At 70.9% G+C, this 11,503-nt stretch carries 11 protein-coding genes; 5 read left to right on the top strand and 6 right to left on the bottom strand.

Annotation, left to right across the window (positions count from 1 at the left end; all coding sequences use genetic code 11):
• The first annotated feature begins 146 nt into the window (after positions 1-146).
• Positions 147-1,925, top strand: coding sequence for a peptidoglycan L,D-endopeptidase MepK (gene mepK / locus ACT541_RS17110; protein WP_476138311.1), 1,779 nt, complete (start codon positions 147-149; stop codon positions 1,923-1,925).
• A gap of 88 nt (positions 1,926-2,013) precedes the next feature.
• Here mepK and ACT541_RS17105 read toward each other — a convergent pair whose 3' ends face one another.
• Together ACT541_RS17105 and ACT541_RS17100 are read right to left on the bottom strand one after the other, a co-directional pair.
• The gene (locus ACT541_RS17105) at positions 2,014-2,277 is read right to left on the bottom strand and encodes a DUF2312 domain-containing protein (RefSeq protein WP_476138310.1); all 264 of its coding nucleotides are present in this window, start codon (positions 2,275-2,277) and stop codon (positions 2,014-2,016) included.
• A gap of 129 nt (positions 2,278-2,406) precedes the next feature.
• Entirely contained in the window at positions 2,407-3,249 is an 843-nt protein-coding gene (locus ACT541_RS17100) for an N-formylglutamate amidohydrolase (RefSeq protein WP_476138309.1), read from the bottom strand.
• A gap of 124 nt (positions 3,250-3,373) precedes the next feature.
• On the opposite strand from ACT541_RS17100, the gene ACT541_RS17095 reads away from it, so the two are divergent.
• The 3 genes from ACT541_RS17095 to pyk all read left to right on the top strand — a co-directional run bounded on the left by ACT541_RS17095 (position 3,374) and on the right by pyk (position 6,477).
• Positions 3,374-4,291 carry a DMT family transporter gene (locus ACT541_RS17095; protein ID WP_476138308.1) on the top strand — a complete coding sequence of 306 codons (918 nt, stop codon included), beginning with the start codon at positions 3,374-3,376 and terminating at the stop codon, positions 4,289-4,291.
• Positions 4,292-4,520: 229 nt separating this feature from the next.
• A complete protein-coding gene (locus ACT541_RS17090; RefSeq protein ID WP_476138307.1) occupies positions 4,521-4,940 on the top strand; it encodes a DUF1036 domain-containing protein in 420 nt (139 codons plus the stop codon).
• Positions 4,941-5,040: 100 nt separating this feature from the next.
• Positions 5,041-6,477, top strand: coding sequence for a pyruvate kinase (gene pyk / locus ACT541_RS17085; RefSeq protein WP_476138306.1), 1,437 nt, complete (start codon positions 5,041-5,043; stop codon positions 6,475-6,477).
• A gap of 45 nt (positions 6,478-6,522) precedes the next feature.
• Here pyk and ACT541_RS17080 read toward each other — a convergent pair whose 3' ends face one another.
• The 4 genes from ACT541_RS17080 to ykgO all read right to left on the bottom strand — a co-directional run bounded on the left by ACT541_RS17080 (position 6,523) and on the right by ykgO (position 8,734).
• Positions 6,523-7,467 (bottom strand): alpha/beta fold hydrolase, encoded by a 945-nt coding sequence (locus tag ACT541_RS17080; RefSeq protein WP_476138305.1) that lies wholly within the window; start codon positions 7,465-7,467, stop codon positions 6,523-6,525.
• Complete coding sequence (locus ACT541_RS17075) at positions 7,464-7,853, bottom strand: YbaN family protein (protein WP_476138304.1); 390 nt, start codon at positions 7,851-7,853, stop codon at positions 7,464-7,466. The genes ACT541_RS17080 and ACT541_RS17075 overlap by 4 nt, the downstream gene beginning before the upstream one ends.
• A 24-nt stretch (positions 7,854-7,877) precedes the next feature.
• Positions 7,878-8,516, bottom strand: a complete 639-nt coding sequence (locus tag ACT541_RS17070) for a tetratricopeptide repeat protein (protein WP_476138303.1) — start codon at positions 8,514-8,516, stop codon at positions 7,878-7,880.
• 92 nt (positions 8,517-8,608) lie between these two features.
• A complete protein-coding gene (gene ykgO / locus ACT541_RS17065) occupies positions 8,609-8,734 on the bottom strand; it encodes a type B 50S ribosomal protein L36 (RefSeq protein WP_333825316.1) in 126 nt (41 codons plus the stop codon).
• Between the two features lie 512 nt (positions 8,735-9,246).
• Here ykgO and bcsA point away from each other — a divergent pair.
• Positions 9,247-11,481 (top strand): UDP-forming cellulose synthase catalytic subunit, encoded by a 2,235-nt coding sequence (bcsA, locus tag ACT541_RS17060; protein WP_476138302.1) that lies wholly within the window; start codon positions 9,247-9,249, stop codon positions 11,479-11,481.
• Positions 11,482-11,503 lie beyond the last annotated feature (22 nt).

Genomic DNA, 11,503 nt, shown 5'->3' with positions numbered 1-11,503 from the left:
CGGCGTCCTAAGGTAAAAGCTTCATTAACCGTTGTCGGCCGAAACTGAGGCCTTGAGGCGGAATGTCCCGATGTGGACACGATGTTCGGTTTCATCGTCGTGCGTTCCGTGGAATGAACCTTTCGGGTCGGTCGAGGCGCGTATTGATGAAAAGACGCCGTGACGTTGCGAGGCTTCTCGCGGGTACGTTTCTCCTGGCCGCGGCGACCTCCGCCGCCGAGGCCGAGACGCGCGCCCTGAGCCTCATCAACACGCACACGCAGGAACGCGCGACGATCGTCTTCAAGCGCGACGGCTCCTACGACCAGCGCGGCCTGACCGAGCTCAATCACATGCTGCGCGACTGGCGCCGCAACGAAGTCACCCGCATGGATCCCATGCTGTTCGACCTCGTGTGGGACGTCTATCGCCGCGTCGGCTCGCACGAGCCGATCCACATCGTCTCGGGCTATCGTTCGCCGGCCACCAATTCCGCCCTGCGCAACCGTTCGCGCGGCGTCGCCCGCTTCTCCCAGCACATGCTGGGCAAGGCGATGGACTTCTACCTGCCCGACGTCCCGCTCTCGACGCTGCGCGAGACGGGCATGAAGCTGCAGATGGGCGGCGTCGGCTTCTACCCGACTTCCGGCTCGCCCTTCGTCCACATGGACACCGGCTCGGTGCGCGCCTGGCCGCGCATGACCCGCGACCAGCTCGTCCGCCTCTTCCCCGACGGCCGCACCGCGCATCTGCCCTCCGACGGCGCGCCGCTGCCCGGCTACGAGCAGGCGCTCGCCGAGGCCCAGTCGCGCAAGGAGAGCGGCGGCGGACCGGTCGAGAGCTCGAGCTCCGGCGGCGGCCTCCTCGCCGCGCTGTTCGGCGGCGGCTCGTCGTCGTCGTCGTCGTCGTCCTATTCGAGTTCCCGCGCGCCCGTCGCCGGCGACGACGAGGAGGAGGCCTCGGCGCCCGCCCCGCGTCGTCAGCAGGAACTGCGTCAGGGCCCGCTGCCCGGCGTCGACCCCAAGGCTGCGCGCACCGCGCCGCCGCCGGCCCCGGTCGCGGTCGCCGTCGCCACCCCGACGCCGCGCCCGACCCAGGTCGCCGCCGCGCCGGTGCCGACCGCCGTCTCCGGCGGTTCGCTCGTCGCCATGCCGGTGACCGGCCCCAACGCCGGCCCGACCCGTCCGGGCGCCGTCGCCGCCGCCCAGCCGCAGCCCTCGCGCTACGGCCCCGCCGGCGCCGACAACGGCCTGCCTCCCGGCTGGGTCGCGGGTCCGTCCGGCAAGGCGGTCGAGGAGCGGCCGCAGCAGATCGCCTTCACCCCCGGCCTCAAGCCGATGCCGGCGCCCCTGCCGGTCGCCCGCCCGAGCCGCGGCGTGCCCGAGATGATCGCCGCCGCCGTCGTGCTGCCGCCGGGCGTCGCCCTGCCGAAGCCGCGGCCCAACGCCCGCACCGCCGATGCCGGTGCCGGCAACGCCCATGCCGCGCTCTCCGCCTTCACCGGCGACGACGACCGCAGCCGCGTCGCCCTCGGCTATGCCGATGCCGGCGCGCCCGCGTCGACGGCCGATGAAGGCTTCCGCCTCGCCTCGCTCGCCCAGCCGGCGCCGAGCGCCGCCGGTGCCGCCCACGCGGCACCCGAGAGCCGCTTCTCGCCCGCCGCCGCCGCTCGTGGCAACGGCAAGTCCGATCGCGGCGCCGTCTCGGCCCGCGGCGGCAAGACCGACCGCGCCGTCGCCGACCGCATCTGGGACGCCGACGCCCATGCCGAGGGCGAGACCTTCGCGCAGATGCGTCATCCCGACCAGAACGCGCTCGACCCGCTCTTCACCAAGCCGCGCATGTCGCTGGCGACCGGCTTCACCTTCGCCTCGCTCGACCTCGAGGGCTCGCACGGCTTCTCCGGCCCCGCCGTGGTGTCGCTGCCGGTCATCCTGACGAAGTGAACGCGCGGGACTCGCGCGATCGAAACCAGACAAACGAAAACGGCGCCCCATGGGGCGCCGTCGTCGTTCGTATCGTCGGTCGGAGCGATCAGCTCTCGACGCGGCCGTAGCCCATGCCGAGCGCCTGCATGTAGAGCTCGAGGATCGCTTCCATCTCTTCGCGCTCGGACTTGTCCTGCTTGCGGATGCGAATCACCTGACGCAGGATCTTGACGTCGAAACCGTTGCCCTTGGCCTCGGCATAGACGTCCTTGATGTCGTCGGCGATGGTCTGCTTCTCTTCCTCGAGGCGCTCGATGCGTTCGACGAAGGACTTGAGCTGATCGGCGGCGACGCCGGCTGCATCGGACATGTCGGTCTCCTGGAATGGCTGCGGTCGGGCGAAACGGCGCGCGACCGGGGGATCTCGTGGCCGCGGATGAAGCCCCAATCGGGCCGGCCGGTCAAGCGCCTCGACGGCGCCTTCCCCCGGCCCTTTCGTTCACGCGCCGCGCTCGGCGTCGCGGACCGGGCCGGTGCGCGAGCCGTGCAGCCGCGGCTCGGCGAAGTCGGCGCGTCGCCGCGCCTCCTCGAGGATCGGCACCAGCCGATCCGCCCAGGCCGCCCGCCCCGCCTCCTCGGCGATCAGGTCCTGACGGATCTCCAGGATGGCATGGGCGAGGCCGCGCCGCGTGCCGTGGCGATACATCGTGTCGCCCTCGAGCGCACCGTCGTAGGGCTCGTTGTCGCCGACCACCAGCGCCGGATCGGCCGCCAGCCGATCGAGCAGGAACGTCGGCAGCCGCGGATCGGCGTCCCACAGCACGCCGCAGTGCCAGGGCCGCGGCCGGCCGCGCCACACCGGGGTGAAGGAATGCAGCGAGAAGATCACCGGCGCCCGCCCGCCGGAGAAGGCGGCGTCGATCGTCGCCCCGATCGCCCGGTCGTAGGGCCGCCAGAACCGTTCGATCCGCGCTTCGCGCCCCGCCGCGTCGAGCTGCGCATTGCCCGGCACCACCGCCCCGTCGGAGAGCCGCATCACCAGGGTCGGATCGTCGTCGCCGCGGTTGGGATCGATCACCAGCCGCGAGAAGCGCGAGATCACCGCCGGGGCGCCGAGCCTTGCGGCCAACGTCCGCACCAGCGGCTCGACGCCGATGTCGAAGGCGATGTGGCGATGGAACTGCACCTCCGCGAGACCGAGACCGGCGAGATCGTCCGGCACCCGGTTGGAGGCATGATCGGCGACGATGACGAGGCCCGCGCCGGCATCGCCCGGCACGATCTCGTAGGCGTCCTCGTCGCGGAGCGGCACGGCGAGAGAAAACGGTGGGGCGGCATGCATGCGCGGCGTGGACCTTCCTCGGACGATCGAATAGGAGAGGTTAGTTCATGTTCGCTTCCGACAGAACCGTCCGCCGCGAAGAACGCGTCGGCGCCCTCGAGCCGCACCACTCAGACGAGGCCCGATGCCCGCCACCCGTTCCGCCGAGCCGCGCTCGTTCGTCGCCGTCGCCCTCGTCGCGCTGGTGGTCGCGGCCTTCGCCATGGGCATCTCGCCGGTCTTCGTGCGCTACGCCGGGGTCGGTCCCTTCACCTCGGCCTTCTACCGCGTCTTCCTCGCCCTGCCGCTGCTGTGGGTGCTCGCGGCGATCGAGGTGAAGCGGGCGAAGGTGGCGGTGCCGAAGCGCTGGAGCCGGGCCGACGTGCTCGCCGGTCTGTTCTTCGTGCTCGACCTCTTCTTCTGGCACCTCTCGATCTTCAACACCACCATCGCCAACGCCACGCTGCTCGCCTGCATGGCGCCGGTCTGGGTGATGCTGTTCTCGCTGGTCATCGGCGAACGGGTGACGCGGCCCATGGTGGCCGGCCTCGCGCTCTGCGTCTCCGGCGCCGTGGCGCTGGTCGGCTCGAGCTGGCAGCTCGCGCCCGAACGCCTGCTCGGCGATCTCTACGGCATCGGCACCTCGCTCGGCTTCGGCCTCTACTTCCTCGCCGTCCGCGTCGCCCGCCGCACCGCGCCGGCGGCCGTGGTGCTGGCGCGCTCGACGGTGATCACCGCCGCCGGCCTCGCGGTGATCGCAGGCGTCGCCGAGAATTCGTGGGTGCCGGCGACGCTCGGCGGTGTCGTGGCGCTCGTCGCCATGGCCACGATCAGCCACGTCGGCGGCCAGGGCCTACTCGCCTGGGCGCTCGGCCATCTCTCTGCCGCCTTTTCGTCCTTGGTGATCTTCCTGGAGGCTCTGGCCGGCGCGCTGTTCGGCTGGATCTTCTTCGGCGAGACGCTGGGCTTCTGGCAGATCGTCGGCGGTCTGGCGATCCTCGCCGGCATCTGGGTCGCCCGCCCGCGCGGCGCCCATGCCGAAGAGGGGCCGGCCGCACCCTGATCCCGACGCCACGGTGCCGGGATACCGAGTCCGAAGCGCCCGCGGAGCCCCGAAAAGCCCGCGACACGCCCGGAACACCTTGCCACGGTTGACATCTCGCCCGTCGGCCATTGACACTCGCGCCGACATCGACGATCCACGTTGCGACATGCAGAAGCGCCAGGACGCCCTCAGAGCCGAGACACGCCGAGCCCCGACGGCTTTTGCCCGCGGCCTTCGTCGTGCCGTCTTGGCCGCGCTCGCCTTCGGCCTGCCGGCGATCGTCTACGCCGCCCCCGCCCACGCCGACCTGCGCATCTGCAACAAGACGACCAGCCGCATCGGCGTCGCCGTCGGCTACAAGGACGAAGAGTCCTGGAAGACCGAAGGGTGGTGGAACGTCGCCGCCAATTCCTGCGAGACGCTGCTCGCCGGTCCGCTGGTCTCCCGCTTCTACTACCTCTACGCCGTCGACTACGACCACGGCGGCGAGTGGAGCGGCCGCTCCTTCATGTGCACGCAGGAAAGAACGTTCACGATCAAGGGCATCGACGACTGCCTGAAGCGTGGCTTCGAGCGCACCGGCTTCTTCGAGATCGACACCGGCGAACAGCGGACCTGGACGGTCCAGCTCACCGAACCGGGTCGCTCCTCGGCCGGGATGCAATGATCCCTCATCCTGAAAGAATTTGCGTCTTACGCTGATTTTGCGCCTGTGCAGACGCTGCGTCAGGGTCTATGAACGTCGAAAAGACGATCAGGGGGACCCCATGAAGCGCGACCGGCGAGTGAAGATTCTGGCCACCCTCGGGCCTGCCTCCTCCGATGCTGCGACCATCGAGAAGCTGTTCCTGGCCGGTGCGGATGTGTTCCGCATCAACATGAGCCACACGAATCACGCCAAGCTCGCCGAGCTGGTCGCGACCATTCGCGACATCGAGGCGCGTGTCGGCCGGCCGATCGGCATCCTTGCCGACCTCCAGGGGCCGAAGCTCAGGCTCGACGCCTTCTCCGCCGGTCCGGTCGAGCTCGCTCCCGGCGCGCTCTTCATGCTCGATGCCGATCCCACGCCGGGCGACGGAACCCGCGTCCACCTGCCCCATCCCGAGATCCTCGAGGCGGTCGAGCCCGGTCATCACCTGCTGATCGACGACGGCAAGGTCAAGCTGCGCTGTGTCGAGAAGCGCGGCCACACCCTCGTCTGCGAGGTGGTGGTCGCCGGCCGCGTCTCCGACCGCAAGGGCGTGTCGCTGCCCGACACCGACCTGCCGATCGGCGCGCTGACGCCGAAGGACCGCGACGACCTCGACGCGGCGCTCGCCGAAAACGTCGACTGGGTCGCCCTCTCCTTCGTCCAGCGCCCCGACGACCTCGCCGAGGTCCGCCGCATCGCCCGCGGCCGCGCCGGCATCATGGCCAAGATCGAGAAGCCGCAGGCGATCGATCGCCTCGCCGAGATCATCGAACTCTCCGACGCCGTCATGGTGGCGCGCGGCGATCTCGGCGTCGAGATGCCGCTCGAGCGCGTGCCGAGCCTGCAGAAGCAGATCAGCCGCGCCTGCCGCAAGGCCGGCAAGCCGGTGGTCGTCGCCACGCAGATGCTCGAGAGCATGATCTCCTCGCCGGTGCCGACCCGCGCCGAGGTCTCCGACGTCGCCATCGCCGTCTACGAGAGCTCCGACGCCATCATGCTCTCGGCCGAGAGCGCCGCCGGCAAGTACCCGGTCGAGACGGTGACGATGATGAACGCCATCGCCGAGGCGACCGAGGCCGATCCGACCTGGAAGGGCATCGTCGCCGCCCAGCGCCCGGAGACCGAGGCGACCGGCGCCGACGCCATCACCGCCGCCGCCCGCCAGATCGGCGAGACCCTGTCGGTCGCCGCCATCGTCTGCCTCACCCAGTCCGGCTCGACCGGCCTGCGCGCCGCCCGCGAGCGGCCCTTCACGCCGATCGTCGCGCTGACCGCCTCGCCCGCCATGGCGCGGCGTCTGGCGCTGGTGTGGGGCGTTCACTGCGTCGTCGCCCAGGACGCCCGCGACGTCGACGACATGGTCGACCGCGCCTGCCGCATCGCCCATGCCGAAGGTTGGGCGCGCCCGGGCCAGCGCGTCATCGTGGTCGGCGGCGTGCCCTTCGGCACCCCCGGCTCGACCAACATGCTGCGCATCGCCTTCGTCGGCGCGGACGGCTCCGGCGCGCTCTGAGCGCGCAGTCGGTCTCGGGCGTGCTCTGAGCGCGCCGGGAACGGCTCAGCCGTCGACCCTCGCCAGCAGAGCCTCGATCGCCTCGATCGTCTCGGCCCGCGCGCCGTGGTGCGGCATGTGGCCGACGCCGCCGAGCGTGACCAGCCGCGCATTCGCAATCTGCCGCTCCAGCGCCTCGGCATGGATCGATGGCCACACCACCGTGTCGCCGTCGCCCTGGACGATCAGCGTCGGCGCGGCGATCTCGCCGTAGCGGTGCGCGCGGCGCTCGAGATCCGGCTTCAGCGCGATCATGTCCTGCGAGTTGGCGACGAACTCCGCCGGCCGCAGCACCATGTCGAGCCCCGCCGCCTCGCGCAGGTCGGACGGCACCGGGCACGGCGCGAAGACGGAGGCCAGCATGCGGTCGAACAGCGCCCGCCCGGCGAGCGGGATGACATAGGTGGCGATCGCCGGGCCGATCACCGGCTTGGTCACCAGTCCGTGCCAGACGTCGACGCCACCCGGCCAGGGATGGGTCGCAGGCGCGAGACACACGAGACCCGCGGTGCGCTCCGCATGGTCGACCGCGAAGGCCGTCGCCACCGCCGCGCCCCAGGAATGGCCGACGACCACCGCCCGGTCGATGCCGAGCGCATCGAGCACCCCGGCGACGATCGCCGCCTGCGCCGTCGGCGTCGCATCCGCCGCCCCCGCCCGATCCGACCAGCCGTGACCGGGCCGATCGAGGAAGATGCGGCGGCGTTCGGGAAAGGCGTCGCCGAAGGCGATCAGCGGGTCGCGCAGGTTGCCGCTGGCGCCGTGCAGGAAGACGATCGGCACGAGGTCGCTCGTGCCCGGCCGGTCGACGACATGGATCGACCGATCGCCGACCGTCACGAAGCGCCCGACGGGCGCCGCCCGCCGTTCGACGCGCCGATCGAGACCCGCCGTCGCCACCCGTCCCAGAGCCAGCGCCGCGACGCCCGCCGCCACTGCCGTCACCATCATTCGCTTCGTCCCTCCGGACGTGCCGCCCGCGGCTCCGGTCGACCGACGAGAAACGTCGCGACCACCACGAATACGGCCAACTGGATCCCGAGGATCACCAGCGAGAGGCCGACGAGCCAGCCCCCGACGAGCGTGGCCGCCATGACCAGGACGGCCGTCCGCTTCACCCGCCGCGACACCGCCCCCTCGCGGCGCCAGTCGGCGATCACCGGGCCGAAGTGCGCATGGTCGAGCAGCCAGGCCTCGAGCCGCGGCGAGGAGCGCGCGAAGGCCCAGGCGGCGAGCAGCAGGAAGGGTGTGGTCGGCAGCAGCGGCAGGATCGCGCCTGCGACCGCCAGGGCGAGCGCGAGGCAGCCGAGGGCGAGCCAGAACCAGCGCGTGATCATGGGGCGGCTCCGCGATGCGTCACGTCAGAGCTCCTGCCCGTCGACCTCGACGGTCAGCCGCTCGATCACCCCGGCCCGTTCCTCGTCGCGCGGATCGAGCGCATGGGCGCGGCGCAGCAGCACCAGCGCCTCGCGCGCCCGACCGTCCTTCATCTCGATCAGCCCCAGCATGTCGAGCACGGCGAAGTCGCGCTCCTCGAGCGCCAGCGCCCGGGTGAAGTCCACCCGCGCGGCCCCGTGGTCGCCGCGCTTCAGCTGGATGGTGCCGCGCAGCTTGCGCGCGCCGGCCCATTTCGGCTCGAGCCGGATGGCGGCCTCGAGCACCGCGAGCGCCGCGCGCGTGTCGCCGGCGCCGTGGAGCGCCAGCGCCCGCTGCATCAGGAGATCGACCCCGGCGCTGCCGGAGACCAGCCACATCGCCGCGAGCCGCGCCCGGATCCGCGCCGCCTCGGCGTCGCTCTCACTCGCCGCGAGACGGGCGAGGAGGTCGTCGATCACCCCCGGCCGGCCGCGCGTCTCGGCCGGCGGCGGCTCTTCGGCCGCCCGTGCGGGCGGGACGGACGGTCCGCAGGCGAGGACCATCGCCGGGACGACGAGGAGGGCGAGGCCGAATCGGGGACGCGAGAGCCCCCGGCCATGGAGACGAAACGAAGCGAGCCGCATGAAGGGAGTTTGCTCCCCTTCGTGCGGCTCGTCGAGATCATCGATGGACATCATCGACGGACGGGGCGCGCAGGCGCCGCCGTTCCCGAGCATCAGCCCTGGCGGGCCTTGAAGCGCGGGTTGGTCTTGTTGATGATGTAGACGCGGCCCTTGCGGCGGACCAGACGGTTGTCCCGGTGGCGGGTCCGAAGCGACTTGAGCGAGTTCTTGATCTTCATCGTCTGGTACCGATCGGTTGATCCGGGACGGCGGGCCTGACCCCCGCTCCGGACGTCGGCGTCGGAAGCCCCGCGAGGCCCCCTCGTCGCCGACGAGGAACATGGACGGGCGAGCGCGGTCGCCCGCGCCTGCCTCGAATTCGGGCCGGACCATAGGGACGCGACCGCCGCCTGTCAATCGTCCGAAGGCCGACGAACCGCCGTTTTCGACCACCTTCCCGCCGCTCGCGCCACTGCGCGCCGCCGCGGCTCGCCTCGATCGCCGCGGCACCACCCCCTCGCCGAAGAATGGCACGCGCGCACGCGTAGAGCGGCGGGCATCACCAGGTCGATCGCCCGACGACGAACGACCATGCCGCGATGCCGGCCCGACACCTCAAGTCAACCTTTCGTAAACCATGACGATTTACTGAAAATTGTCCTTAAAATTCGACGGAAAATTTTGCCGACTGCCGGTGCGTCAATTCGTCTGTAGACCAGGGTGCAGGACATAACCATTCGTGGACACACCCATGACGCCGATCGGTACGCTTCTCGTCTGGATCATCGCGACGCTCGCGGTCGTCGCCGCGGCCACCGCTCCGGTGGGCGTCGAGACCCAGGCGATCTGCGGCATCGTCGTCGTCGCCGCGATGGTGATCGTGCGCCGGCTGAAGCCGACCGCGGCCCGTCGCCAGATCTATCTGGCGCTCGGCACGCTGGTGGTGCTGCGCTACGTCTGGTGGCGCACCACCGAGACCCTGCCGTCGCTCTCCGACCCGGTCGGCTTCGGCTTCGGCGTGACGCTGTGGGCGGCCGAGATGTTCTGCGTCGGCATGCTCTTCGTCAGCCTCTTCGTCGTCGCCCAGCCGATCCGCCGCGCGCCCGCCCGCCGTCTGACCGACGACCAGTGCCCGACCGTCGACGTCTACGTCCCCTCCTACAACGAATCGGCCGAACTGGTCGCCGCCACCCTCGCCGCCGCCACCACCATGGACTGGCCGGCCGACAAGCTGCGCGTCTGGCTCCTCGACGACGGCGGCACGGTGCAGAAGCGCAACCAGGCCGATCCGGTCGCGGCCGCCGAAGCCGAGCGCCGCCACGTCGAGATGCGCGAACTCGCCCAGCGCCTCGGCGCCCGCTACCTGACGCGCGAGAAGAACGAGCACGCCAAGGCCGGCAACATGAATGCCGCGTTGGCCCATACCGACGGCGACCTGATCGCGGTCTTCGACGCCGACCACGCGCCGACCCACGAGTTCCTGCGCGAGACGGTCGGCCATTTCGTCGACGACCCGCGCCTGTTCCTCGTCCAGACGCCGCACTTCTTCCTGAACCCGGATCCGATCGAGAAGAACCTCTCGACCTGGGCGCGCATGCCGTCCGAGAACGAGATGTTCTATTCGGTGATCCAGCGCGGCCTCGATCGCTGGGACGCCGCCTTCTTCTGCGGCTCGGCCGCGGTGCTGCGCCGCGCCGCGGTGGAGGAGGCCGGCGGTTTCTCCGGCGTCACCATCACCGAGGACTGCGAGACCGCGCTCGACCTGCATGCGCGCGGCTGGCACTCCCGCTTCGTCGACAAGCCGATGATCGCCGGCCTGCAGCCCGAGACGCTCGCCACCTTCATGGGCCAGCGCTCGCGCTGGTGCCGCGGCATGATCCAGATCCTGCTGCTCAAGAACCCGCTGATGAAGCGTGGCCTGTCGGTGGCTCAGCGCGTCGCCTATGCCTCGAGCGCGCTGTTCTGGCTGTTCCCGCTGCCGCGCCTCGCCTTCATCGTCGCGCCGCTGCTCTACATCTTCTTCGGCGTGAAGCTCTATGTCGCGAACTTCTCCGAGTTCGTCGCCTACACGGTCACCTACATGATCGTGAACATGCTGATGCAGAACTACCTCTACGGCCGCGTGCGCTGGCCCTGGATCAGCGAGCTCTACGAATACGTCCAGATGCCCTATCTGGTCGGCGCCATCGTCTCGGTGATCCGCAACCCGCGCAAGCCGACCTTCAACGTCACCGCCAAGGGCCTGACCTCCGACACCGCCCATCTGAGCGAGCTGGCGCCGCGCTACTTCGCCATCTTCGGCGTGCTGGCGCTCGCCTCGATCGTCGCCTTCCAGCGGGTGATCGCCGAACCCGAGGTCAACGACCTGATGCTGGTCGTCGGCCTGTGGAACACCTTCAATCTGGTGATCGCCGGCGTCGCCCTCGGCGTCGTCGCCGAGAAGCCGGAGCGTCGCCGCGCCCAGCGCCTCGACGTCACCCGCCGCGCCGAGCTGATGGTCGGCAACGATTCGGTCTCGGTGGTGATCGAGGACATCTCGACCGGCGGCGTCCGCCTGCGTCCGCTCGGCGCCACCCTCGCCGGCCCGCGCATGACCGGGGCGCTCGCCACCCTGCTGGTGCCCGACCGCGCCGGCGGTCGGCCGACGCCGATCCGCGTCGTCATCCGCCGCGTCGCCTCCGACGACCACGGCCAGTTCATCGGCATGGCCTTCGACCAGCTGACCAGCGCCGGCTACGTCGCCGTCGCCGACGTCATGTACGGCCAGGCCGCCGTGCTCGACGGCTTCCGCGAACGCCGCCGCTCCGGTCGCAGTCTCTTCGCCGGCTCGCTGCAGTTCATCGCCTGGGCCGTCTCCCAGACCGGCCGCGCCCTGCGGCTCGCCGCCACCGACGCCCGCCCCGCCCGCCCGCGCGACGCGATCGAGGACGGCGATCTCGCCCCCGTCACCGTTCCGGTCCCGACCGAAACCACGCGATTCGCCTGACGCGTCGCACGAGGACATCGCC

The sequence above is a fragment of the Pinisolibacter sp. DMC100 genome, assembly GCF_056313705.1.
This window is presented reverse-complemented; position numbering and strand designations above follow the sequence as displayed.